Annotated in this window: 17 protein-coding genes; 9 read left to right on the forward strand and 8 right to left on the reverse strand. The window is 45.4% G+C overall.

From position 1 onward, the window contains the following. Positions 1-13 precede the first annotated feature (13 nt). Complete coding sequence (locus K1M91_RS07825; RefSeq protein WP_232801183.1) at positions 14-4,558, forward strand: amino acid adenylation domain-containing protein; 4,545 nt, start codon at positions 14-16, stop codon at positions 4,556-4,558. Between the two features lie 418 nt (positions 4,559-4,976). Here the strand turns inward: K1M91_RS07825 and K1M91_RS07830 are convergent, their stop codons facing one another. Further along, positions 4,977-5,705 carry a hypothetical protein gene (locus K1M91_RS07830; protein WP_232801184.1) on the reverse strand — a complete coding sequence of 243 codons (729 nt, stop codon included), beginning with the start codon at positions 5,703-5,705 and terminating at the stop codon, positions 4,977-4,979. A 483-nt stretch (positions 5,706-6,188) separates the two neighbouring features. On the opposite strand from K1M91_RS07830, the gene fepB reads away from it, so the two are divergent. From fepB to K1M91_RS07860, 6 genes are all read left to right on the forward strand, one after another. After that, a complete protein-coding gene (gene fepB, locus K1M91_RS07835) occupies positions 6,189-7,145 on the forward strand; it encodes a Fe2+-enterobactin ABC transporter substrate-binding protein (protein ID WP_232801185.1) in 957 nt (318 codons plus the stop codon). Between the two features lie 19 nt (positions 7,146-7,164). Further along, entirely contained in the window at positions 7,165-8,205 is a 1,041-nt protein-coding gene (locus K1M91_RS07840) for an iron ABC transporter permease (RefSeq protein ID WP_232801186.1), read from the forward strand. Further along, entirely contained in the window at positions 8,202-9,260 is a 1,059-nt protein-coding gene (locus K1M91_RS07845) for an iron chelate uptake ABC transporter family permease subunit (RefSeq protein ID WP_232801187.1), read from the forward strand. The genes K1M91_RS07840 and K1M91_RS07845 overlap by 4 nt, the downstream gene beginning before the upstream one ends. Positions 9,261-9,440: 180 nt before the next feature. After that, complete coding sequence (locus K1M91_RS07850; protein ID WP_232801188.1) at positions 9,441-12,674, forward strand: condensation domain-containing protein; 3,234 nt, start codon at positions 9,441-9,443, stop codon at positions 12,672-12,674. 102 nt (positions 12,675-12,776) lie between these two features. Then, a complete protein-coding gene (locus K1M91_RS07855) occupies positions 12,777-13,598 on the forward strand; it encodes an ABC transporter ATP-binding protein (RefSeq protein ID WP_232801189.1) in 822 nt (273 codons plus the stop codon). After that, entirely contained in the window at positions 13,595-14,281 is a 687-nt protein-coding gene (locus K1M91_RS07860; protein ID WP_232801190.1) for a 4'-phosphopantetheinyl transferase superfamily protein, read from the forward strand. The genes K1M91_RS07855 and K1M91_RS07860 overlap by 4 nt, the downstream gene beginning before the upstream one ends. A gap of 226 nt (positions 14,282-14,507) precedes the next feature. Here K1M91_RS07860 and K1M91_RS07865 read toward each other — a convergent pair whose 3' ends face one another. Further along, positions 14,508-15,383 carry a LysR family transcriptional regulator gene (locus tag K1M91_RS07865; protein WP_232801191.1) on the reverse strand — a complete coding sequence of 292 codons (876 nt, stop codon included), beginning with the start codon at positions 15,381-15,383 and terminating at the stop codon, positions 14,508-14,510. A 108-nt stretch (positions 15,384-15,491) separates the two neighbouring features. On the opposite strand from K1M91_RS07865, the gene K1M91_RS07870 reads away from it, so the two are divergent. Further along, complete coding sequence (locus tag K1M91_RS07870) at positions 15,492-16,154, forward strand: NAD(P)H-dependent oxidoreductase (RefSeq protein ID WP_232801192.1); 663 nt, start codon at positions 15,492-15,494, stop codon at positions 16,152-16,154. A 69-nt stretch (positions 16,155-16,223) separates the two neighbouring features. Here K1M91_RS07870 and K1M91_RS07875 read toward each other — a convergent pair whose 3' ends face one another. From K1M91_RS07875 to K1M91_RS07890, 4 genes are all read right to left on the reverse strand, one after another. Beyond that, positions 16,224-16,925, reverse strand: coding sequence for a hypothetical protein (locus K1M91_RS07875; protein WP_232801193.1), 702 nt, complete (start codon positions 16,923-16,925; stop codon positions 16,224-16,226). Next, positions 16,919-19,699, reverse strand: coding sequence for a hypothetical protein (locus tag K1M91_RS07880; protein ID WP_232801194.1), 2,781 nt, complete (start codon positions 19,697-19,699; stop codon positions 16,919-16,921). The genes K1M91_RS07875 and K1M91_RS07880 overlap by 7 nt, the downstream gene beginning before the upstream one ends. Positions 19,700-19,853: 154 nt before the next feature. Beyond that, positions 19,854-20,870, reverse strand: a complete 1,017-nt coding sequence (locus tag K1M91_RS07885; protein ID WP_232801195.1) for a DUF4272 domain-containing protein — start codon at positions 20,868-20,870, stop codon at positions 19,854-19,856. Positions 20,871-21,187: 317 nt separating this feature from the next. Continuing rightward, positions 21,188-21,784 carry a histidine phosphatase family protein gene (locus tag K1M91_RS07890; protein ID WP_232801196.1) on the reverse strand — a complete coding sequence of 199 codons (597 nt, stop codon included), beginning with the start codon at positions 21,782-21,784 and terminating at the stop codon, positions 21,188-21,190. 382 nt (positions 21,785-22,166) lie between these two features. Between K1M91_RS07890 and K1M91_RS07895 the strand changes: the two genes are divergently transcribed. Continuing rightward, positions 22,167-23,735 carry an ATP-binding cassette domain-containing protein gene (locus tag K1M91_RS07895; RefSeq protein WP_232801197.1) on the forward strand — a complete coding sequence of 523 codons (1,569 nt, stop codon included), beginning with the start codon at positions 22,167-22,169 and terminating at the stop codon, positions 23,733-23,735. A 129-nt stretch (positions 23,736-23,864) separates the two neighbouring features. Here the strand turns inward: K1M91_RS07895 and K1M91_RS07900 are convergent, their stop codons facing one another. Both K1M91_RS07900 and K1M91_RS07905 read right to left on the reverse strand, forming a co-directional pair. Beyond that, the gene (locus K1M91_RS07900; protein ID WP_232801198.1) at positions 23,865-24,233 is read right to left on the reverse strand and encodes a VOC family protein; all 369 of its coding nucleotides are present in this window, start codon (positions 24,231-24,233) and stop codon (positions 23,865-23,867) included. Between the two features lie 146 nt (positions 24,234-24,379). Beyond that, positions 24,380-25,192 (reverse strand): AraC family transcriptional regulator, encoded by an 813-nt coding sequence (locus tag K1M91_RS07905; protein WP_232801199.1) that lies wholly within the window; start codon positions 25,190-25,192, stop codon positions 24,380-24,382. Positions 25,193-25,198 lie beyond the last annotated feature (6 nt).

A 25,198-nucleotide genomic window follows, 5' to 3' on the forward strand; every position in this document is an offset into this window, starting at 1 on the left:
GTTGGAAATAAAAATGAGAGAACTGACAACGATACAAGCTGCTTATTTAGTAGGCAGACAATCAGGCCAAGCTATGGGGGGGATAGCAGCCCATATTTATGCCGAGTTTGATAGTGAGCACCTAGATCAAATTAGATTAGCGCAGGCCGTTACTAAACTGTTCACTCAGCATCCCATGTTGCGCATGCAGATAACGCCAGAGGGTCAGCAAACCATCGCGCCTTTGTCCTCGATTCATCAACTCATGGTCGATGATATTGAGCACCTCTCACCCGAAGACACGTGCGCCTTTTTGAGCAATAAGCGCGTATCCATGACCGACCAGCAATTGGATTTGAGCCAAGGGCAAGGTGCGCAAATTAGCTTGACGCGCCATGCAAATGGGCAATGTCGTTTGCATATCGATGTGGATATGATGGCCGTTGATGCGCAAAGCTTTCGCATCTTAGTCGCTGACTTGGCGCGTTTCTATCATGACCCAGCGGCAGGCAGCGAAGCGCCAGTTGGGGTTTCTTTTTTTGACTATTTAGCCCAGCAAGCGGCAGACTGCTACTTGATTGCGAAAAGGAAAGTGGACAAACAATGGTGGCAAGGGCAATTAGCCACGGTGGCCGATGCCCCTAGCTTGCCTTATGTGAGTGAGAGTATAGATCGCCAACATGGCCATAGTCAGCGCTTTACTCATTTGTTCACGACTGCAGAAAGAACGGCCATCGAAGGGCTAGCCAAGCAGCATCATCTTACTTTAACCCAGTTATTTTTAGCTTTATTCTCGCAAGCCGTGGGCAGTGCCTGCGATAAGCCCAATTTTCGTTTGAATGTGCCGACTTTCCATCGCGGCTTTTATACCCAAGACGTGGATTTGACCATAGGCGACTTTTCCAATCTGTTGATTTACAGTGCCAGTTTACGCGCTCAGGAATCAACCCTGCAGCTGTGTCGTCGCACCGCAAATCAATTAAATCAATTACTTAATCACGAAAGTTATTCAGGGGTTGCGGTGATGCGTGATCTATCGCGGTTGCACGGCGCGGTGCAAGCATCACCTATCGTCTTTACCTCGGGCATGGACATAGCGGGTGATAACTTGTTTGCTGATGAGGTGACGCAGGCATTTGGCAAGATGAACTGGGTGATTTCGCAAAGTGCGCAGGTGACCTTAGATGCGCAGATTGCGCCGGCTTATGACGGTATTTTTGTTAACTGGGATGTGCGTATGGACGTCTTTCCTGACGGTTTTGTCGATACCTTGTTCAACAAGTTTATCGCCATGGTGCAAGCCTTGGCTGGCGATCCGCAAAGCATACATCACACCTTAGAGCACACCTTGGCTAAGCTTGGCTTTGCTTGTCCTGTTTTGCCATTACCGAGTTCGGATCCTAAGCCATTAACCGAGCTGCAAAAGTCTTATTTGCTTGGTCGCTCGACTCATATCCCGATGGGCGGCTGCGCGATGCATGAATTTAGGGAATATCGCGGCCAAATCGACCCGAGTGTGGTGGAAATGCGCCTGCAACATTTGGTGGCCAAATACTCAGCCCTGCGCACCCACATAGATGACGTTAAATTAGTGCAATATGTATCGGCTGAGCCCGCGCTCAATTATCAGTGCCATGACCTGCAACATTTAGCGATTGACGCTGCGTTGCAACAGGTAGAGTCGATCCGTCAAGCCAGTAGTCATGCCAAGCTCGAGCTGTCTAAGTCGCCTTGGTCGGTGACAGTGATCCAACTGCCCGCATCGGATTTAGCTTATCAAACCTTAGTGTTTACCAGCTTTGATGCGCTGATTGTCGATGGCCGCACTCACTCACTTATTTTATCCGAGCTATTGCAAAAAGACAGTGAGCAAGGGGATGAATTAGCTGCAAGCTTTGCCAATACTCAAGCCAATGACAAGGGGGGGAAATCAGCACCGGACAGTGCCAAGCGACAGGCGGATGAAGCCTATTGGCTCAATAAGCTGAACCCTGAGTGCGCGCCGCCAGCGCTGCCTTGGAAACAGCGCCTTGATCAGATTAAAGGGTCGCGCTATCAGCGTGAAAGTATCGTGATTGAAAAGTCGCTATTAACCCAACTGACCATGGTGGGGGCAGCTCATAGCTTGTTTTTAAACTCGACGCTGTCGGCGTTGATCCTTGAAGGCATCTCTTATTGGACCTCAGAACAAGAGATGCGAGTTGGTTTTCCCGTTGCCATTCCACAAAGCGAGCGCCCGTTAGGTAATGATTCGACCTTTGTGATGTTAGAATACCGCAAGAACGAAGGCTGCTTATTAGCGCGCGCGCAAGGCATGCAAAATGACATGTTAGAAGCACTGGAGCACCTTGATTTTTCAGGCATTGATATCAACCGCCAGCTGATCAATGCGCGCTCAACCGCACTGGCGTTACCCGTTGTGCTGACCAACGGATTAGCTTGGCATACCTTATCGGCCCAAGACGACTTAGTCTTCTTTGATGGCATCACGCAGACCCCTCAGGTTGCCTTAGATATCCGGCTTAATTTCGATGAGCACAAGAACCTAGTATTAAGCTTTGACTTTGCCGTTGAGGCGTTAGAGCAACGTGTGGTGGTGGCAATCCTAGAAGCTATTGAGCGCCACATCCAAACCTTATGTGAAACCCAGAGTTTTGCGATTGCTTCCCATCAGGTGCTTAACCTTGACCACTACAAGCTGAACCGCGATAGCAACGAATTTGCCTGCTCGCAGTTTTTAGCCAAGATAGCGGATAACCTAGGCGCAAACGCCAGCACTGATATCGCGATTATTTGTGGTGAACGCCGAATTAGCTATCAAGACTTTGGCGCCGATGTACATAAAGTGATGCAACACTTAGCCCATTTAGGCTTAGGGCAAGGCGATGTGCTGGCAATTTGTTTACCAAAAAGCCCAGAGCATTTGGTGGTGACCCTAGCGTGCTCACTGTCTGGCATTATCTGGGTGCCGATTGATGCGTCGTCACCCGAAGGGCGCTTGGATTACTTACTCAGTAATTGTAATGCCAACTTAGTGGTGACCTTGGCGCCGTCAACGCGGGCCAACGCCGTCACTTATGATTCGTTGCTGCAAAGCGTTACATCAACTTATGAACCGCTTTCGCAGCAAGCCTTGGTTGAGCTTAGCCAAAGTGAGCAGGGCGCTTATTACCTTTATACCTCGGGCACCACGGGCAAACCTAAATGCGTGGTGGTCAACAGTCGCGCCACTTCGAATGTGATTGGCGAAACCTGCAAGGCGTGGCAGATAACGTCTGACGATGTGCTGATGTGTGTTACGCCATTTCATCACGATCTTTCGGTATTCGATATTTTTGCGGCGTTTTCCTCGGGAGCGACCTTGGTCTTGCCAGCCGCGGGCGAAGAAAAAGATGCGATCAGATGGAATCAGTTGGTGGAGCAGCACGGCATTACTATTTGGCAATCGGTACCGGCCTTAATGGAAATGCTACTGGCTTGTATGCAAGGGGAAAAGCTCAAATCCCTGCGACTGGTGTGTCAGGGCGGCGATTATGTTAAGCCTAAAACCATCGACGAGCTTAGAGCGTTGCCGCAAGACATCACGCTGGTCTCTATTGGTGGCCCAACGGAAACCACGATTTGGAGCATTTGGCACTTTATCACCGACCAAGACAAAACAGTGATCCCATACGGCAAGCCATTTCCTGCCAATCAATATTACATTATGGATGGCCTAGGCAAGCATGTGCCACAAGGCGTGGTCGGTCGGATCATGACGGCTGGGGTGAACTTGGCATCTGGCTATTTAGCCGACGGCGAGCTTACCCAAACGGATTTTGTCACCATTATGGACCACCAAGGCAAGCCGGTCAGAGCCTTTAGAACCGGTGACTTGGGCTACTACCGTGAAGATGGTAACATCATTTTTGCTGGCCGAGTTAACGGTTATGTCAAGGTAAGAGGGGTGCGTGTTTCGTTGCCGGATGTCGAGAAAGAGCTCAACCTTTGCCCTTTGATAGAGCAAGTCTTGATCGTGGACTATACCGAGCGCAATGGCGATATCGCCCTTGGCGCAATTTACACCTTGGCCGAGGGGCAATCCGCCAGCGCCGCCGAGATACGTGAGTTTGCCCAGCAATGTTTACCCAACTCGCATGTGCCGTCACAGCTGCTTGAACTTGAACAACTTCCCTTATCGAGAAACGGTAAGTTCGATCGCATCCAAGCCCGAGAGTTATTAGTGAATGCAATGACTCAAGCCAAGCCTGAACAACAAGTGGCTGCTCGATCAGTTAAACCTAACAATGGCGCAGCAAACAGCACTGTAGCCACAACGGGTGATCTCATCACTAACCTTGTTACAACTAACGTTACAAGAACGAACATTGCCGCGATAATTGCAGCGTATGAACAAGCAACAGGTCAACAAAGTGCAGATTTTGATGAAGAAAGCGCATTACTTTCGTTAGGATTAAAGCCGTCCCACCTCAAAGGGGTAGCCGCTGAACTTGGCCGTGTATTTGGGCGTAAGGTACTGGCGCACAAGTTGATAAAATGTCGAAACGTAAAAGAAGTTGCGGCAGTGGTGTTAGGCTAGCAGCAACAGCTTCATCGTTTAAATAATCTAATTTTAAAATGTTGAACCCTCTTAGCCCTCCTGTTTTTGATACTTAATATTCAGAGGGGCTTAGGTGGGGGATCTTGTTATTTATAAAACATACTTTACCAGGCAGCGTTTGGCTTAATCTTATGATTGCGGCAGCAATTGCCCTTTAACGAGATCATCTAAATGGATGTTTGAGCTCGCCGTGATCATTTACAAACCAAATAGGCGGAGTTATTGGACTGCCATCTAAATTGGGGGCTCGCTTTTTGCGCCAGCTTCAAGCACCAAGTGCACCATTTTTTCTATTTACCTTTCGAGAGGCATAACGCAATTAAGGAGGGTGTCCCGTTATTTTTATTTTGGCTTTCTTTCACCCATTTTAGGAAATTGATGGGGCCTCATTTTTCGGTCACTCTTTCGCCATGTCTTTAATTGCGGTTAACTTTGTTGGGTTAGCTTTTTTATAAGCGCTAATAGTATATGTACTTATTATGAATGGGATGGAAACATAGTAAGATGAAAAGTTGAAGTAACCAGATGAGTTGCCAATTATCACGAATAAAATGGCTAAACATCCGAATAAGATATAGAAAACCATAAGTGCACTCGTAAAGTTTGATAATTTACTATTCTCAAGCCCAACCTTAAAACCGCATATATCACAATCTACTTCACCACCATTTTTTAGATTATCAAAACAAGCCGCTGTCATGCTGTAATCACCACTGCACACCCCGCAAGTCACAGAAACCTTATTTTCACTACTCATGTAAGCGCCTCCAATACCAAAGTATCCTAACAACCGACTCAGCGGTAAAATGTAAGCAACAATATTATCATTAAAAAGTGAATTATCAAGCTTGGATGTAGAGATGAACTCAGCACTTTTCTCCCTTTCCTGAGTGTCTACTTCGTTGGTTTCGCCATAGCTGGCGTGGTCTCGGTAGGCTTTATCAGATAGGTTTTTGATCGTTAGAGTTAAGTGGCTGGTGGGTGAATGGAGCTCACTAAGCATAAATGTCATGCAGGGCGTAGCCTGACTTTTTAGGGGAGCGATGGGATAGGCTCTCTTCCCGATGGCTTTCCCCGTTTTTATGACATTGGTCAGTGCTTTTGATCCTTTTGAGTCATGATCCAAGACGCTTGGTCTATTTGTGGTTTGAAGCTTGTTACGGTAACAGGGGTTTCGGGGTGAATAATTCGGCTTAGCGTCAGGCCAGATTTTATCAATGTGTGAGACAATGCAAAATCTGACCCATTGCAGATTCAGTTTGCAGAAAGCTCTACATGCTATTCCGGTGCGCTGCGAACACCATTTCTAATAATTGTAATTATAGATACTAATGAAGCGACGTTTGAATTTTTAAATGTGTGCGCCATAAGTTTGGGTATTTTCGGATCCCTCATTTGTACTTGCTCAGACTTGATCTGCCGTAAGCAAGCTTTCCTCGATCATAACTAACTGAGTCAGCATCTAAAATCGGATTTATCTTGATTGTTGCACATGATAATAGTTAGCATATAGGTTATCACTTGTGTTGTGTGGTTGCTTCCTATCTCTTTGCTGATAGCAACCCATCTAACCGAATCAAAACCATACGAACGGAAGCGAAACAAAGCTATGAGAATTAATCGAGTTATAACGGCCATTATGTTGTTGGTGGTGTCGGCGTCGTCTGCTGTGTTGGTACAAGCTGCGCAAGATGGGTTTCCTCGCACCTTTGTTAATGCCGATGGTTCAAAAACGACGATTCCTGCTAAGCCACAGCGAATTTTGTCCACTTCCGTGACGATCAGTGGCAGCCTGTTGGCCATTGATGCTCCCTTGATTGCCAGCGCCTTAACTTATGAAGGTAAGTTTTTTAGCCAGTGGGCAGACATAGCTGAGCAGCGCCAGGTTGAAAAGGCATGGCCAGCGGGTAGTGTCGATTTGGAATCTGTCTACCTGTATGAGCCAGATTTGATCGTGGTGGCTTGGAATGGAGGAGATTCTGCTAGGGATCAAATTGCTGAATTTCAACAAATTGCGCCGACGATTGTGGTCGATTACACCTCACAATCTTGGCAGAGTTTGGCCATTAAGCTAGGTGAAGCTACGGGCTTAGAGATGCAGGCAAAGCAGAAAATTGGTCAATTTGAACAGTTTGTTGCGACGAGCAAAAACAAATTAGACATACCGGCTGGCGAGGCCAATATCGTGGCGTATTTTGGTGCGGGCGCGACCAACTATATTGCATTAGAAGAAGGAGTGCATGCCGCACTATTGTCAGCGCTTGGCTTTAAAATGGAAGTGCAAAATCGCCAATGGCATGACAATACCGTCCCATTGGCTGACTTTTTACGCGTCCACTTTGAGCGACTACCCCAGCTTAAAGCTGAGACAACCTTTTTGTTAGAAGTGGGTGGAAACAGTCCTGCACGCTTTATGCAAGATCCAATTTTAGTTAATTTGCCCTCGGTTAAGAATAAGCAAGTATTTGCGCTAGGGAAGAACTCCTTTCGCATTGATATGTACAGTGCTACGGAAATCGTTAATGACATAGTTAAACTATTTGGTCGAGATGAACATGCTGGCTAATGTTTAAGGGATGGCTGTAATGAGTGGTATGGCAGAATCTACACCAACCTTTAACGTGATAAGAAAGAGCCAAAGGCGGTTTTGGCTAGTGGCGGGTATGGCACTGCTACTACTGGTTACTTGTCTTAGTATGTTCATTGGCACGCACTACATTTCTGCTGCGGTGACCTTAGAGGCGATTTTTTCATTTGATCCTGCCAATAGCGACCATTTGCTAGTGGTGCATTTGCGCATACCAAGAACCTTACTTGCCTTGGTTGTGGGTGGCGCATTGGGTGTGGCGGGTGTGATTATGCAGGGGTTAACGCGTAATCCGCTGGCTGATCCTGGGATTTTAGGCGTTAACGCTGGGGCTGCCTTAGCAGTTGTCCTAGCGATTGCATTTATCGGCATTCATGACATGGCTTATGTTATGTGGTTTGGCTTGTTAGGAGCGGCCATTGCAGGGGCGGCGGTTTTTGTCTTTGCTGGCGTCAATAAGGGGGTTAACCCCGTTCGGGTCGTGTTGGCAGGGACGGCCTTATCTGTGGTGTTGCTGGCATTTACTCATATGCTCACGATAAATAGTCACGAAATGGTGTTTGAGCAGTATCGCCACTGGTCTGTGGGAGCTTTTCAAGGGCGTAGTTATGATGTGCTGATACCTGCTGCCATGTTAATTACTGTTGGGCTGGTTATCGCATTTTGTTTAAGTCAGGCTCTCGACACCGTGTCTTTGGGTGAGGATATAGGTCAAGCCCTTGGTGTTAACCCACTGAAAATTTGGTTTTTTTCGGCTCTTGCCATTGTTATTTTGGCCGGTGCTGCCACAGCTGCCGCTGGCCCAATTAGCTTTGTCGGGTTAACCGCTCCTCATATCGCCCGTATTGTTGCTGGACCCGACCATAAATGGTTAATCCCATTTTCTTTGCTGATTGCGTCGACTTTGGCAGTGGTTGCTGATGTGTTGGGACGCGTTATTGGTTACCCCAATGAGATTAGTGTCGGCATAATGATCGCTTTGATCGGTGGGCCATTTTTTGTGTTTCTCGTTAGGCGTTGGAAGATCTCCCAGCTATGAACAGTCGTTATTTTTTGCCAACGTCAAACGTGAGCCATGTTTGGCGACTAGGCCAATTTTCAATTTCTTATCAACCTTTGTCTATCCTTGTCGCATTTGTTTTGTTGCTTTTGGTTGCTGCTTTTGCCATCTACGCCATGACCTTAGGTAAACTCAATATCTCATTGCTGCAAGTGGTGGATGCCATACTTGGGGTCGGTGAAAGTGGGGTAAAAGAGCGGATCATCTTAAATATACGATTGCCTAAAGTGCTGACAGCCATTTTTGTTGGTGCGGCATTGGGCATATCGGGTGCGGTGTTTCAGTCGGTGTCAAGAAATGCTCTTGGCTCGCCTGATGTGATAGGTTTTACCACTGGGGCCGCAACGGGAGCAATCGCGCAAATAGTCCTGTTTGAGCAAGGTGCGCTTGAAGTTGCGCTGGCTGCGATTATTGGCGGTGTGGTGACGGCGATTATCGTTTATCTCTTGGCTGTCAAATCGGGTGTTGTCGGTGGTTATCGCTTGATCCTGACGGGGATTGGCATAGGGTCGATTCTCAGCGCACTGAATAGTTTGATGCTGGTTAAGGGGAATTTAGATAGCGCTATTATGGCGAACCTTTGGCTGGCGGGCTCTTTGCACGCTAGAACCTGGATGCATGTATACCCCGTGCTCATTGGGGTTGTGTTGCTGCTGCCTATTATGATGGTGTTAAAACGCGCCTTAGCCATGATTGAAATGGGTGATGAAATGGCGACTCAGCTGGGTATTCGCGTTGAGCGAGTTCGTCTGTCGATGATTTTTTTCGCTGTGGTGTTGGCTGCGTTTGCCACTGGTGCAGCGGGTCCGATTGCATTTATCGCGCTCGCGGCGCCTCAGTTGGTTAGCCGATTAAGGCAGTCTCGAGCACTTTCTCTTTTTTCCTCTGCATTGATGGGGGCATTGCTGGTGTTGGCCGCGGATGTACTGATCCAATGGTTGCCGTTTCAAGCCAGTGTGCCGATAGGCCGAATGACGGGCATTGTAGGCGGTATTTATCTGATTTGGTTACTGACACGCTCGCGACAGTTCTAGATACTTTAAATTATGATAATGAGAATGCTTTACATTAAAGTTTATTGTGAATAAAGTAAGCCACTCATTTTAATCAACCCAAGCATTTAAAGCCCCATCTCGCTGTGTTGATACAGAGTTGATGGGCTGACGCTCCAATACAGGATGGCTCTGAATGATTTCAGACCAGGAGAAAGGAACATGATGAATAACCAGCACCACTGGCAAGGACAGGGTGGGCGTGGCAGCGCAGTAACCGATTTTGAAGAGCGCGTTTGGATGCACCATCAGCACAATGAAGATGGCGCAATGCAATATGCAGCGGCATATCATTTCACAGGCAAAACCAACATAGGGCGGTTGGTTGCAGCACTGAACAAGCTGCCTCAATTTGTGCCTTCTCTTAATATTTGTTATCAGTTTGATGAGGATGCCGGATTACTTAAATATCCAGGTCATGCTCTTGCTCAACCAATTAACATCGAAGCGGTAGATTCTGTTGCCGACGCTATCGCTCACCTGCAAACCAAACAAGCCACTTCGATCGCCCTTGAAAGTCAGTCTCCGATCCAATTCACTGTTTATATTTGTGGTGAACAAGAGATCGTATTGGGCGTAATTTCACACCAAATACTTGAAGGTGGACTGTCGTGGCAAGAAATATTTGAAGTACTCAGTGCCTTATATAATCATGGTCTCGCCGCGCTTGATAAGCCAAGCCAGTCCAGTCAGGTGATAGGCTTCAGTCCGTTACAAAAATTACCAGATCTCTCTGCATCTCACTTACCTTGGCTGCAGGGCGTGAGCCAAGATATTGATATTGTGCAAGCAGGTGTTAGCGAAGACGTAGCAGCTTATTTACAAGCCGCCACTCCCAGAAAATTTACCACGGTTGTCAAAAGAGATAGTTACGAAAAACGCCTTGGTAAAGCGATGAGTGAAGCTGAAATTCTTGCTGCTACTGCTGTTTTGTTTGCCCGCTATATCACCGAATCTAACGGTTTAGACAGCCTAAATGTGTTGGTTCCTTGCGACATTAGCCGGGCTAATTTTGCTATTAATGGCGCGATGATTGAATCAGGTTTGAGCCAGTTAACTTTAACAAACAATGACTCACACCTAGAGCAAGCCATCAATGACGTGCTATCTCAGCTTGGCTCGGCGAAGCTGTTAGAAGCCGAACCGCCAGAGACCGCGGCGGCACTGGTTACTTGGCTGGTGGATCCTGCGCAATATCTGTCCCTTACAGAAATTGAGGCGAAGAAATTACCGGTTGCGCCACGGCTAACAAAATGTGAACTTACCCTTGCAGTGGGGCTTAATTGTGATGGTGACCTTGCCTTCGAATGGGTGACTGGCGCAAGTGTATCGCCACATCTAGCGGCGTATTTATTTGAACAGTTTATTGCTTATATCGGTGGTGAACGAGTGGTTAAACCCGCGCCGCAAGAACAGAGTAAAGCTGAGTCCATACTGCCGCAGCAAAAAAATGTTCAAGATCACTTCATTGTAGACACTATTTTGGCCGAATTTCGCAGTGCACTGGCGTTCGATGAAATGAGCAAAGACGATGACTTCTTCGATTTTGGTGGTCATTCCTTAATAGGCACCCGAGTGATTGGTCGACTGTTGAAAGATCACGGTATTGAGGTGGCTATTGCCGACTTATTTACTTACCGCACTGCGGCGGAATTAGCTAAACATGCCAGCAAAATCCAACCCGATGCACCTTCACTCGCTAACAAACAAGACAACCCACCAGCTGCTGCGCCTAGCTTAGGGGCTGTCGTTGAGCTGATATTAGCTGAGTTTAAGGAAGCCCTTGCCACAGACGATATGACAGCTACGGATGATTTCTTTGATTTTGGCGGACACTCCCTGATCGCCACCAGGGTAATCGGTCGATTGCTGACCCATCATGGCATTGCCATCAATATCAATGATTTGTTCGGCAATCCAACGGCACAATCACTGGCTGAGCAAGCCGTGTTGCAAGTCACTGAAACAGCGCAAGCAACCACGGCTTTGACTGAGGTGGGCTCCAACATCGCTCCCTTATCACTGGCACAAAATTCACTGTGGAAGGCGATTCCTAAATACGCCAAGTTTGGTTTGAATACGATTTTTAACTTGCCGTTTGTATTGCGTTTCTTAGATGAGTTGGATGAAGTTGCCTTTGGTGAGGCGTGCCGAGATCTGCTGATCCGACACGCCAGTTTGCGCAGCCACTTCTATGAAGACAATGGGGTACCTTGTCAGCGAGTGGTGGATGCCACTGAAATTGATAGTTATAAATGGTATTGGACGTCTGCGGAGTGTGACATTTCCGACAGAGACGAATTTCTCAAGCAAGAGGCAATTCATCCGTTTGACTTAAAACAGGAATTACCGTTGCGGGTGCGCTTTATCCGCTGTCAGGAAACGGGCCTACAGTTCTTATCTTTCTTATTCCACCACATAGTACAAGACGAGTGGTCGGTGAATCTGATGATGGATGAGCTGAATTTCGCCTATAAACAGCGGGTGCAAGGCAAGTCGCCAAGTTGGCGCTATGAGGCGCTGCCAATGCACGAATATGCTCGTATGCAAAGAAGCTCGGGTGCCCATCAAACGCACCTTGATTATTGGCTAAATAACTTAAAAGGTGTGCCTTGGTCGACGCCTATTTTCCCGAAACATCACCCTTTATCAGCCCCCACTGATCCAAACGGTGCGAAAGGCGGCTGGGTTATCGTGGAAATAGAGGATGAGGTCAGGGACGGGTTATATGCCCTTGCCAAAGCGCAGAGCGCCTCATTGTTTAATGTTGTTTATGCTTCCATTGCGGCTGCGCTCAATGCTGTGGGCGCGCCTAACAAATTGATTGTTGGTACATCTGCGTCCGGTCGCCATGATGTAGAGTACTACGACACCATAGGCTATTTCACTACCGTGGTCGCGCATCTCGTGGATTTTGATCGGGCCCATACTGTGGCAGAATTGGTCGCTCAAGTGAAACATACCATCAATGAATCTATGCCATATGGTGATATCCCGATTGACCTGATTGAAGAGGGCCTCGTAGGGGGCGAGCCGGATGTTGACGGCCATATGTTCGAAGTATTTATTCAGTTACATGCCAAAAGTAAATTCAGTGGTGCATTTGAATTGCCTAATGGTGATAAGGTTAACTTCCAGCAAGTCGATTCAGATCGAAGCGAGTCCGGCTTAGGTTTGCAGTTTGAAGTATTGGAAGAAACAGTGAACGAAGAGCAAGTGCTGCGGGTAATGATGAGTTACCTGACCGAAAACTATAGCCAAGCTCAGGTAAAATTGCTGTGCGATACATTGAATGTGCTATTTACTGAGTTTGCTAAGTCCGCTAAGGGTGAGCAATTACTGGGTACGATCAAGCAACGGGTGATGGAGTCCGCGCCATTAGCCGAAGTGCAATAATGGAATAATCAAACGTGGCGGTTGAGCAGTATTGAAAAGTATTTTTCGCTTCTGCTTAATCGTCACCTCAAGCAAAGCATATTAGAATAAAATCAGAAAATTATGAGCCTATCCACAGAGATTGAACCTAGCACGTTATGTCGGTTAAAGGCAGAGCATCTAACCCTTGCCTATGAAAATCGAGTGATTTGCGAAGATCTCGAACTGACTATTCCACAAGGTAAATTTACCGTTATTGTTGGCCCGAATGGCTGCGGTAAATCTACCTTACTGAGAAGCTTATGCCGCTTGTTAAAGCCTGCCCAAGGGCAAGTTTGCCTTGATGGTAGAAATATCCAGCAAATGCCAGCCAAGGAATTAGCAAGAGCATTGGGGTTACTGCCGCAAAGCTCGCAAGCTCCAGAAGGGATCCGAGTCGTGGATCTGGTGGCTCGCGGCCGTTACCCGCACCAACAGTTATTCAAGCAATGGAGCCCAGCCGATCAAGACGCGGTGTTTCAAGCCATGGCCGATACAGGAGTTACTGAGCTAGCCGAAAGGCAAGTAGATGAGCTTTCAGGTGGTCAGAAACAACGGGTTTGGATTGCTATGGTGCTGGCTCAGCAAACGCCGATCGTTTTACTTGATGAGCCAACGACCTATTTGGATGTGGCACACCAGATAGATTTGTTAGAGCTGTTTTTAAGTCTAAACCGAGATAAGCAACATACCATAGTGGCGGTGTTGCACGATTTGAACCAAGCCTGCCGTTATGCCGATCACCTGATTGCTTTTGCGGATGGCAAAATCGTTGCTCAAGGTGAACCTAACACCCTAGTTGATGCGGCGTTAGTTAAACAAGTTTTTGGCTTAGACAGTGTCATCATTGCCGATCCTGTCAGTCATACGCCATTGATTGTGCCACTTGGCAAGCAACGAACATGACTTATATGTCCGAGCTACAAGTACGAACTTTGGCTGAACAGTCGCTATGGCAGTGTTCCTTTAAGGTGCAAGCTTATCGCGATGAGCATGCGCAGCTGCTTAATGTTACTCTGCCTAATGCTCTGCAACATGCGGTACCAAAACGCAAGGCTGAATTTGTTGCTGGTAGAGCCGTGGCCTTAGCCGCACTGCAAAGTGTGGGTTGTGATAGGGTTGATATTCCTATCGGAGAGCACAGAGCGCCAGTTTGGCCCCACGGCTGGAGCGGAAGTATCTCCCATACTGATGAACTGGCGATAGCGATAATTCGCCCATCCAGTAAGGTGAGTTTGTTGGGGGTGGATGTGGAAAATCTGATTGCAGCAACTCAGGTGGGCTCGCTGATGCCCCTGTTTGTCAGTGCTAAAGAGCGTAAGCTGCTCGCTGCGACTCAGCTTTCATTGCCAGCGTTTGCCACCTTGATATTTTCTGCCAAAGAGAGCATTTTTAAAGCTGTCTACCCTTACGTGAAAACGTACCTAGAATTTAGCGATGCCATGCTGATAGGGGTAGATATGAGTAAGAGGGAGGCTTATTTTAAGCTATGTGCGCGCGGCGAAGCACTATTTGGCTCAGCATTGACACTGAGTGTGCACTTTTTGTTTGAAGATGGAAAAGTCTATACCTTGGTCTGTGCTAAGTAATCAACTATCTGCTGAAAGCAAAATGTTGCCGTAAACATACTTTATCCGACTTGCGTTCAGTTGAAACAGAATAGGGATCAATTAATCTGAGCTTTTGGATAAGCAATATCTATTGCTCATATCTTTAACTAGCACTGAGGTTAACTCATATTGAGAGCTTAAATGCTTATTCGCCATTACATGTAGCTGTCCGCTTAAATTTGGTTTGCTTAAATTTGAGCGTTACCTAATCATAAGCATTAAACTCATTCTTTAGCCAATGACAAAATTGTTGAACAGCACCTATCTCTTTACGAGCAGGGTTAACGCGCAACCAATAGTGATAACCTTCAAAGGCGGTAAAATCTGCTAGTGGTATAATCCAGCCTTGCTCAACCGCTGTCCTAGCAAGAATATCACTTAGTAGCCCAATACCTTGTCCCGACATAATAGCTTGCAGTACAAAGTACTCTTGCTCAACAGTGGTTACACGATAGCCTGATACATCTACATGACTTTGCCACGGGATATTCTTAAGCATGCTTTCGTTAGCCCATTGCGTGACAAACAGGGCTGGCGGGTACGGTCCTAAACGTTCATCTCGAGCGACTAATTGTGCCGATTGATAGAGGGCTATTTGCTCTGTTGCCAATCGTTGCTCTGATGCATTATGTTGTGAAGGCCCATAGCGCAATGCCATGTCGATATGCTGATCTCGTGAAAAGTCGATAAGGCTATCACTGGCACATATTTTCAATGGGTTACGAGGAAAGGCAGTGCTAATTTGTACGCTTTTTGGGGTCAACCAAAGCGCGGCAAATGAGTTACAACAGGATAAGTTCAGATCCCGTTTGTCGTGTTGCAGTTCGTTGAGGGTGGCATCTAATTGATTAAATGCTCCTAAGCAGGCGAGCAATAGTTTGTTACCGGCTGCGGTTAATGACACGGCTCGGGTATGGCGTTGAAATAGCGCGACACGAAGTTGTGATTCCAGTGCCTTAATTTGATGTGATACGGCAGTAGGTGAGATGTTTAAGGCGTTAGCGGCCGCTTTAAAGCTTAATTGCTGCGCCGCAATAACAAAGGTTTTGAGGTAATTAAGGGAAGATATTTGCGTTAGCATAGTGTCTCTATAGTTAATTTTAAGTTATCTATTGTTGGCTTTTTCTAATTTGTCACGAGTGCGGCGTGATTTATACACTCCACCTATCAGCAAAATAAGGAGAGTGTCATGAAAAATATTCTATATGTTAGTGCAAGTGTCAGGAAGTTTCATCCAACTCAGCAGCATCATGTGTCAATAAGCCGGATGTTAGGCGATACATTTATTGATGAGTTTAAGCAGCAGTATAATCAAGTTGAAGTAACTCATCGCGACTTGTCTTTAACCCCACCTATGTTTATTGATGAAGCGTTTATTGCTGCAGCTTTTGCTAAGGGGGAGTTAAGTGAGCAGCAGCGCACTGTACTGGCCCAGTCTGATAGGCTAATTGATGAGGTGAGCAAAGCTGACATTATTATGATCAGTAGCCCAATGTATAATTATGGTATGCCTGCGGTGCTTAAAGCTTGGTTCGACTTAGTGATAAGAGTAGACAAAACCTTCTCATTCGATTTAGGTCGTGGTGACCAACCTCTTGCGCCAATCCTCAGTGGTAAACAGGTGGTGCTGTTGGCGTCTTGGGGCGAATTTGATTTTAAAAAAGGCGAGGCTAAGTCTGAGTTCAATCATTTGTCGCGCCATATTGAGCAGCTTTCTCCGTATCTCGGCGCGGATACTTTTTATGAAATTGCATCTGAATATCAGGAGTTTAACGATGATCGCCATCGCGCGTCAAAACAACAAGCGCTCGTTGCAGTTCAAAAGCTGGCAGAGACATTAGCAGCATCATAAATCAAGCCATTCGATAGCTCATCAGCCGCATCTGTGCGGCTGATATTTGTTTAAGAATTCAGCACTCATTCACGTTAATTTACATTTTTGATAATCAGCCAAGCTATCGAATGTTTGATAGCCCGCGCTGCTAGTGTAAGACCCTTTCTTGATCAGTTGTTTAAGATTTAACGATTGATTGTCAAAATCGTAGGCAAGCTCGGTTACCCCTGCGGCTTGCCAGCGTGTTAATAAAGATTGATGCACTAAATACATGCTTTTGTGAGCAGTTAATTGAATGCGGATCATTAAACGCTGCGCCACGGGCACATCGGCTAATCTTGATTCAACTCGGGCATAGCTAAACACTTTATGAAATGAAAACACGGTGTAGCCAGAGCGAGTTTGCTTGGTGGCATCGATGATCGTCGCCGGGGTGCGAGTGACACCTAAGATTGGCGAAAAATATATATCATCAGCAATCTTGTTGCTGAGCATAATGCTTTGCTCTTGGCCCCAACAAAATGAGATAACTGGTAATCGTAATGGGTTATTACCTAGTTTAGCTTTTAGCGCTTTAACCGCTAAAGGATCACTTCTCTTACCATGAAATGTCAGTGGCTCTTCGCCGGTGAATAGTTGTGCTATGCCACCATCTTTCGGCTCTGGCTGCCAGGTGAAATTATATTCATTGAGGTACTCAATATATTCATCGCCACTTTTTTCACATACATCGACACTGAACATTTGTAACGGGCGATACTCTTTCAATATTCCTTGCATGTCTAACATATTGCGTCTCCTACGCCATGTAAGGTTGCTAATTGTTTCGTGGTCTTTTTTTGTAATGTGGCTAACTCTTTTCGCGCAGCGTCATTTAAATCTTTTCGTCTTATTGCATGGCGCTCATCAAGAGTGATGTGGCCGGCCTGAAAAATCTTATCCAGGTATAACTCAAGGCAAATATCATTGAGCACATATTTACCTCTAACGGGGTGGGAAGTGAGTATGCTGATCAGCCTTAATTGTTTCGCAGCGTCCTGTGTTGTCAAAATGATGGGCAGTATGTTGCCGACGTCTCGGTTATAGCCTTCAATATCGAGGCTGTAAACTTTGCTATCAATATAATTCTTGGTTGCATGTTGATAATCTGAGAATGTGATGTTGCCTGTGATATATTGCGTCAGTGATTGAGTGATAACTTCATTGCGCGTTTCAAGTGGGGGAAGGTCGATGAGGCTAAAAACAGCTTTGTCGGTAACATCTGGCGCTAATATGACGACACTTAATACGTTTAGAAATCCTTCGTTGCGATCAAATGGGCGATTTGGAGAATCGATTAATAGTTCAAGATGATCCTTTTGATAGCGCAAAACGGTGAAGTTTGTATCCCTTGGCATGACGCGCGTTGCAGCAGTGAGTTTTATTGGCAGTTGATATTGTTTGGCAATAGACTCGACATAATCAACACAGAGTAATTGTTCTTTTGTAAAGTGAGTGGCAAACACTTCATCATCACAGCGTAGGGCATGACGGTGAATTTCTTGAAAAATATCTACATATTCGTGAGCACTAGTAAATATATAGCTTGGGTTCATGCGCCAAACATCAGCAAAAAATTGCTGATAGCAAATCGGCCTTAGCCGTAATATGCCCTGTTCAAGATATTGCCGCTGCGCTGGCTCAGATTGAAAATAAGCTGCGATTAACACTAAATATTCAGCCATATCGTATTGTTGGCAATAGCGCACCTTAAATGCGAACAAATCAGGTTCACTCACGTTGTAATGTTGCAGTGACTGATAAAAATCTTGTTGCAGCCTTGGTGTAACAAAGCCATTGTAACGATTGCAATAAAACTGCGCGAAGTTGCTCAGCGTGACTTGTGGGGCTAGCGCTAGAAAAAGCGCGATGACTCTTTGCGTCAAGCTTGTTGGGTTGGCCAAACTGCGCCAATAGCAGGTGGCTAATAACATATGAAAATCACTGATACTAGATAGTAACTCATACTTTGGCTGAGCACTTTGTATTTGCTTGTGGCTATTTTCAAGTTCAAGGCAAGCGCTCAGTTCGACAGCTATTTGCTTTGCGTTGACAGCTTCTAAATCAGCTTGTTCGAGCCAAACTTTAACGACTTTTGGTAATGTAGATTTAGGTTTTAGCTCTGCAGATATATTGTCCAATATGGCGCTTAGTAGATGCTGGTCGATTAATTGCAACAAGGCTTGACTGTGTTGGTCGTGAACATTTTCATGTTTATCCATGGCTAGCATCATGGCCGCCAGTAACCCTTCATTGGGGTTCCCTTGTAGCTGCCATAAATTGGGGTCACATACATTGCGTGTTTCGCTACGAAGTCGGGTTATTCTTTTTAAAATGCTGTAGTCCAGTCCATGCACAGACTCTAAATCATCGAGCAATTCTGTCATGGCTTGTTCTTGTCTCACGTTTAACTCATCATTGACAGACTCTGGCGGTATAAAGCGTTGTTTGTAAGTTTCAAAGTTGAGGCAAGCGGTGTCTTCATCTTCGACTAATTGCTCATAAATAGCCTCATTAAACGGCGTTTGATCGAGTAAATGATAAAAAATATCCAATATACGTAAATAACAGCCTTGTTTTTGCTGGTGGCTCTCTTGCGTTTTTAGAAGTTTGTCGGATAAACCTTCAAAAATGCAATCTAACATATCTTGGATTTCACTTTGCTCAGGGAAACCTGACGTAGCAACGGCGCAGCAAATTCGCTGGAAAAATGCTGGCGCATGTTGTTTAGCGTGCAGTGCGACCAGCACATGGTCTAAATTGAGTAATAAATCTTGTTCTCTGAGCGTGTCGCCATTTTCACCTGTTAATACATAGTGCCAAAGCTTATCACCAGCAGGCAGATAGTAAATAAAGGGGGCAACCTCAATTAACTCGTCGTTAAGGGGGAAAGTCAGCAACGCGTTAGCTTGCTGTAAATAGGGGGCTTCATGCTCATTTTCTGTGGATGCAGCATGAGAAAATATTTTACTGAGCATACGGCTAAAAAGGCTAGGCTTGGCCTTTGGTTGTTCGGCAGTTTGGCTTGGCCGCTTTTGCTCGTTTCCCTCAACCTGATCGTATTCTCGGTATTGTTTAATCCCAGGCCAATTTTGTCTATCTGTATAATCATTTAACGCGATACGACTGTGTAGTCGGTTATCCGCGATAAGCTGCTGCAACTGCGTGACATTCCAGCGTAAAGTATCACTTGGCTGACCTATTGGGTTATGTCTAAATACCGCCATCCAAGTTAACTGGTTATTTTCTTTTAAGTATTCAAGAGTGGCATCAACAAGGATTTTTATTTCGCTGTACTCCCCCTCAACTAAAAGTAATTGTGTGTTAGGGGCTAAAGCGATAAGTTCAGTTAGTGCCATCTCTGCGTATGTTGCACCATAGGTAAAAGCAGAGTGGAGCTGTTGCCGCTTGGCTTTACTGCAAACAAGGACAAAACAGGGGTTATCGTAGCTACCCAGTGCCTTTAATGCCTGTTGTACTTCGGGATCATTTTGACAAATGGAGTAAAGGTTTTCGTTAAACATGAAAAACACGCCTGTAATATATCAAGTGAATAGCCAATGCAGATATAAGCATGACGGAGTTAGCGAAGGCTCCAGTTGTTTACTGCGTTGGCCAATAATCAACTGAAGCTTGGGTATATACCTAGCTGGCTTTGTAGTGAGTATGTTTTAAAATTTAGGTTGGTGTGTCTACATCATCCCACTCTGAGCCTTCAAACCCAATCAGCCAGTTTAGTGCGTAGTGACGCTCTACAATAACGCCACTATCTACTTCAAAGGGAAGTGCTTTTTCATCAAGCCTGGCCTGTCTACATAACCAATGAAGCCTGTAGTGCAAATCCAAACAATCCAATACTTCATTGATAGGCTTCAACTTAATATCTTTTTTAAAGGCATCGCAGTTAAAGGCTATCTTAGCCACGTTAGGCACATCGCAAATTGAGTTTGGGAAGACAAGCTCTGGTAGTAATCCTAGTACCCAAAGTAATAAAGCAACCCCTTCATAGCGCCAAGCAAATTGTATGACCTCTTCTTCACTTGGTTCACCATCTAGAAAAACGATTTCAGCAGGGCTAAGATCTATAAATCCGTCAGGAATTTTTTCCTTGAGGGTCTCAATTTGAATAGGCTCCCCTGTTGCAAGAGACTCCGCTCTAAGTGCGACCACAAAAAGAGCCATGGCACGATGATAAATTGCATCTTCAGGCCGTAATAATAACTCTTGCTCACATGGGATTGGGGGAAGGTTAGGGACAGGAATATTAGCTTGTTTTAGGAAATGTGCTGTTTGCTCTCTACGTTTGTAACTCTCGGGTAAAAAGGGGACGTTAACAGCTGGATCGGGCAGATCACCATTTGGGGTAAATAAGACGCTCCCCTCTGGACTACGAATAGAGCCATCTTTGAGAAAAAGGATGGCATTTGAAGCCAGTGACCATTGTGCTAAAGCATCTAGATCAGTCTCTTCAATAGTAAAGCTAATATGATGATTGACTCTTTGAATGTGCCTAAGGAGATGATATTTAATCTTGGTCATTTCCTTTTTGCCTTTTTCCAATACATAGCCTTGAAACCCTTTTAAATGCTGAGTGAGTTCAGGATTGGTTAAATCACGTCGTCCATGAAGGGTATGGGAAAAAGCTAATGAAGGAGGCATAAGGTGTGTACAATATGCGTTAACTAAAATGCTCATGTTTAAATGTCCAAATTAATTTAAATGCGGTTGAATTACAGGATACCCACTTAAAACTAAACAGTTCGTAACGCGAAAAGTGGCGACCAAAAACTGAAATGCCGAGTGCCAATAAGTCACCACTCATGCAGGTATTTTTTATGATAAAAATAATATCATTCAAAAGTGGTTTGGTCAGTACCTGATTGTTCAAAGTATTTAATCACTTAACTTTGTTTTTACGCGTTAGCTCCTGAGATTAAGCCGAGGCTTAATCACTCAGTAACCACCGATGTGTTTAAGCCTGACGCAGTCAAATTTGCTCTAGACTGTACATGTTAGGTGGTTTTCACTTCGCAATTCACCCGTGTTACAGATTGATTTTCGATAATAAAGAATGCGTCTTGGGGTAAATCTTGTGTCCAAGCCTGCTCGTAACTCAAGCCTAATAGTAACCCTCTGAGTGCAATTCCGGTTAAGCCGTGACTGACCACTACGACGTTATCCGACTCTGGGATCTCAGAAAGCCAATGAGTTAACCTTGCTTGCACCGCGTCATAGGTTTCTGATTGTGGCGCGTTAAGATACCAATCATTATTTTCCAGTAATGTGGGATGTTCTAACGTTAAACTAGGTATGGTTCGTTGCTCCCAAGTGCCAAGTGAGAACTCTTTTAAGCGGGGGTCTTCCACGACTCTAGTGGGGCAGTAACTCAGTGTTTCACAAATAATGTGTGCAGTTTGAACTGCGCGGCCCAACGGGCTGCTATAAACAGTAAAATTCTGCTCTGCTAAATGTGTTTTTAACTGGGCAGCAACACCTTGTGCTTGCGCGGCTCCTTTTGCGGTTAATGGTGAATTGCAATGGCCTTGCAGTTTTTGTTCTGCGTTAAACTGCGTTTCGCCGTGCCTTAAAACAAATATTTTTCGTGTCATGGAGTCCTCTTCATTTGACAATATTTACTGTAAATTAACGGAATAGAACATTATGCGCAAAAGCATGATTTTGAGTCAGTTTTAACTCGTTGTTGGCAGGCGCTTACAGTAGCCCTTGACTCCCACCCTGTTGCTTAGCTAGTATGACGCCACTATTTCTTGAGGAGTTTACGCCAACATGAAGATCTAAACCTGTTATCCATTTTTTACTTTATTTTTGGATCTACAGGGTTAGTAGGCGTAGCTCACTTTCCGATATTTCGTTGCCATTGCATTTTCTGTTCATTAATTGAATCGCTATTTTAATTGCGCGCATTGGCATCGTTTTCATCACTAAAATATACAGTTACGGCTTATGTCCCTGTCACACAGGAGGCAAATTATGCCTGTTTTACAAGCTCACCATATTAGTCATCAATTTGAAAACGGCGACACGCTATTTCAACAATTGTCATGCTCAATGACCAAGCGCCGCGTTGGCTTAGTCGGCCGCAATGGGGTGGGCAAATCGGTATTTGCATCAATATTAAGCGGCGAGCTAACCCCATCGAGTGGCACTGTTACTTTGCCAACATCGTTTGGTGTGTATCGCCAGCAACCGTCGCAGTTACTTGCTGGCGAACTTACTATCGCGCAATTCTTGGCAAAAGACGACGTACTGACAGCGCTTAAGCAAATTGAGCTGGGCGATTACTCAGTGCATTGGTTTGACCTGATTGGCGATGAATGGGACCTTCCAGCCTGGCTTAGTGCGCAACTTAGCGTCATGGGGTTACCACCAACGCCAGACTTTCCTTGCGCTCAACTGAGCGGGGGGCAGCTAGCGAAATTACAGCTGTGGCAATTGTTGGATAGCGATGTTGAGCTGTTGATCCTTGATGAACCGTCAAATCATCTTGATCGCCATGGCAAGCATTGGTTAATTGAATCGATGCAGGCGTTTAAAGGAGCCATTTTGCTCATTAGCCACGATCGTGAATTACTGCGAGAAATGGAAGAAGTGTGGGAATTATCTAAATTGGGCTTGCAAGTGTTTGGTGGCAACTATGACATTTACGCTGAACAAAAAGACATTGAGTTACAATCGGTTGGGCGTCAATTGGCCAGTATTGAGAAACAGAAAAAACAGCTTCTAGAGCAAGCGCAGCGCAATCGAGAAAAAGCAGAGCAACGAGCCGCGCAAGGCAACAAGTTACGTAAAGAGGGCAGTCAGCCATCCATTTTACTTGATGCCAAAAAAGACAAAGCCAGTGCTCGCGCCTCGAACCGCAATAAAAGTGAGCAACTGCGCCAAGCTCACCTGCTAGAAAAACAGCAGACCTTGAGCGCAAGAAAAGAGCAAATGAAAAGTCAGAAGCTGTATTTGGCAGACAACCAAAGCCGCGCTCGCAAAGTGGTTTCTATTGTGCAGGGGAGGTTGGCGTTCGGTAGCGAGCAGCCCATCACCGAACAGATATTTTCAGCTGATAAGGTACACCTAATAGGGCAAAACGGCGCTGGCAAATCGACTTTTTTGAAAACCCTTTTAGGTGAGGTGCCATTGCAAACAGGTGCGCTGCAGCTGAATACGCCACTTTATTACCTTGATCAGCATGTTGGTGCTGTTCGTCCTGAGTTATCGATGTTGGATAACTTGATGCAACATTGTGATGGCATAGCTGAGAGTGATGCGCGAACGCTACTAGCGGGTGTTGGCTTTCGTCGTGACAGTGTTTTTCGCTTTGGCGGCATGCTCAGTGGCGGCGAAAAGATGAAACTTGCAATGTTGATTGTTAGTCACCAATCAATGCAACCACTGTTGTTACTTGATGAGCCAGATAACCATCTCGACCTTGATTCAAAAATAATGCTGGCGCAGGCGCTAAAAGATTATCGTAGTGGCTTTATTTTAGTCAGTCATGATGAAGAATTTGCCCAGCAATCAGGTGTGACACGTTGCATTAACTTGTGAGAAACCGTCAGCCAGAGCAAAGAGCGCTGGCTGACTCGTGACCTTTCAATGATAGTGTGAGCGCTCAAGGCATACGCTTTTGCCTTGTCGCCCGTTTCATATCAATGTGCTGGGTAGCATACAACTTTTTTACTTGGGAGAGTGCAGGCCAAGTCGGTTTCCTTCTGTGTCTAGAAATAATGCGAAGAAACCGCTTTCGTCTGCATGTGGTGCTTTGGCTGCGAGAATTTTTCCGCCATTTGCTTCTACTTTTGATAGCACCAGTTGAAGGTCTTCGCCTGCATTTAGATATAAGGTGATGCCTGAGCTAGACGGCAAGTAGCCTTCCCCCTGGACAATCACCCCAACCGTAGCTTGATCCTCGTAAGGGAATATTCCCATTCTCATCCCTGGCATATCCATGGTTTCAATCGTTAAAGCAAAAATGCTGCCGTAAAATTTTACCGCACGATCTAAGTCTGTTGCTGGGATCTCAAAAATTGATGCGATATTGTGCATTATTTCATCCTTGTTGTTTTGCCTGTACTGCTAGCATTCTGTGTGATTAGTGTGCCGCTGTTGATGGTCGTGTATTACTTTGAGCGAGCGGTTTTCAAGATAGAGCAGGGTGGTAACAAGAAATTGTAAAAAAGCGACAGATCTGCTTATTTGTTGAAAAGCAAAGAAAGCGCCATGCTTTTGTCGTCGAGAAAATCGCGCGGGTTGACTCCTGTGAATTCCTTAAAGTCTTTAATAAAGTGAGATTGGTCATAATAGTTGCTTTTGTACGCAATGCTCGTAAGGCTGTCTTCTTGGCTTATTATTAGTTTTAAAGCCGTTTGTAAGCGCACAAGTTTACTTAAATTTTTCGGGCTTACGCCAACCATGTTCAAAAACTTCCTTTCTAACTGGCGTTTTTTATTGGGGTTTGAATCGGTGATTGCATCAATGGATACATTGCCATTCTTTGAAAATATAACGTCCACTGTTGTTTTTACAATGTTCTCAATGGTATGAGGGGCACTCAGTTTGGCGAGAAGAAAATCTTCTAAGATCTTAATTCTTTGCTTGGTGTCCTGTGGTCGAATGATATTATCTTCCAGCTCTGCGGCTTCATCATGCGCAAATAATTCATAAATTGATGTTTCTTTATTTCTTAGGCTTATTATTGGCTTAGATACGAAATGGGAAAAAGCATAAGGAAAGAAACTGGCGGCGAAGGTATGGACATATCCTGTTGGTTGAATATAGAAAGGCGAAACCGTTTGTCCAAGTACCATGGCGCGTGGCTGCAGTATGTAATCATTTGCTGAGGTAAAGCGCTTAATGTCATCGCCTAATATAAAGGCTAATTCAATGCAGCCATCGGGAACAATGCGTTGTTTTGCTGGCTTATCTTCCGAATCGACTTCAAGTGTCCAAAAGCAATTAATAAATGAAGATAGACTTTTACTAGGTAAAAATGTTTTGTAATCCATTACTTC

Source organism: Motilimonas sp. E26 (genome assembly GCF_021278025.1).
GTDB lineage: Bacteria > Pseudomonadota > Gammaproteobacteria > Enterobacterales > CBDFNC01 > Motilimonas.

Excerpts from the sequence above, each read along its gene's own strand:
- K1M91_RS07825 (WP_232801183.1), top strand. The coding sequence starts at position 14 with ATGAGAGAACTGACAACGATACAAGCTGCTTATTTAGTAGGCAGACAA.
- fepB (WP_232801185.1), top strand. The coding sequence starts at position 6,189 with ATGAGAATTAATCGAGTTATAACGGCCATTATGTTGTTGGTGGTGTCG.
- K1M91_RS07840 (WP_232801186.1), top strand. The coding sequence starts at position 7,165 with ATGAGTGGTATGGCAGAATCTACACCAACCTTTAACGTGATAAGAAAG.
- K1M91_RS07845 (WP_232801187.1), top strand. The coding sequence starts at position 8,202 with ATGAACAGTCGTTATTTTTTGCCAACGTCAAACGTGAGCCATGTTTGG.
- K1M91_RS07850 (WP_232801188.1), top strand. The coding sequence starts at position 9,441 with ATGATGAATAACCAGCACCACTGGCAAGGACAGGGTGGGCGTGGCAGC.
- K1M91_RS07855 (WP_232801189.1), top strand. The coding sequence starts at position 12,777 with ATGAGCCTATCCACAGAGATTGAACCTAGCACGTTATGTCGGTTAAAG.
- K1M91_RS07860 (WP_232801190.1), top strand. The coding sequence starts at position 13,595 with ATGACTTATATGTCCGAGCTACAAGTACGAACTTTGGCTGAACAGTCG.
- K1M91_RS07865 (WP_232801191.1), bottom strand. The coding sequence starts at position 15,383 with ATGCTAACGCAAATATCTTCCCTTAATTACCTCAAAACCTTTGTTATT.
- K1M91_RS07870 (WP_232801192.1), top strand. The coding sequence starts at position 15,492 with ATGAAAAATATTCTATATGTTAGTGCAAGTGTCAGGAAGTTTCATCCA.
- K1M91_RS07875 (WP_232801193.1), bottom strand. The coding sequence starts at position 16,925 with ATGTTAGACATGCAAGGAATATTGAAAGAGTATCGCCCGTTACAAATG.
- K1M91_RS07880 (WP_232801194.1), bottom strand. The coding sequence starts at position 19,699 with ATGTTTAACGAAAACCTTTACTCCATTTGTCAAAATGATCCCGAAGTA.
- K1M91_RS07885 (WP_232801195.1), bottom strand. The coding sequence starts at position 20,870 with ATGAGCATTTTAGTTAACGCATATTGTACACACCTTATGCCTCCTTCA.
- K1M91_RS07890 (WP_232801196.1), bottom strand. The coding sequence starts at position 21,784 with ATGACACGAAAAATATTTGTTTTAAGGCACGGCGAAACGCAGTTTAAC.
- K1M91_RS07895 (WP_232801197.1), top strand. The coding sequence starts at position 22,167 with ATGCCTGTTTTACAAGCTCACCATATTAGTCATCAATTTGAAAACGGC.
- K1M91_RS07900 (WP_232801198.1), bottom strand. The coding sequence starts at position 24,233 with ATGCACAATATCGCATCAATTTTTGAGATCCCAGCAACAGACTTAGAT.
- K1M91_RS07905 (WP_232801199.1), bottom strand. The coding sequence starts at position 25,192 with ATGGATTACAAAACATTTTTACCTAGTAAAAGTCTATCTTCATTTATT.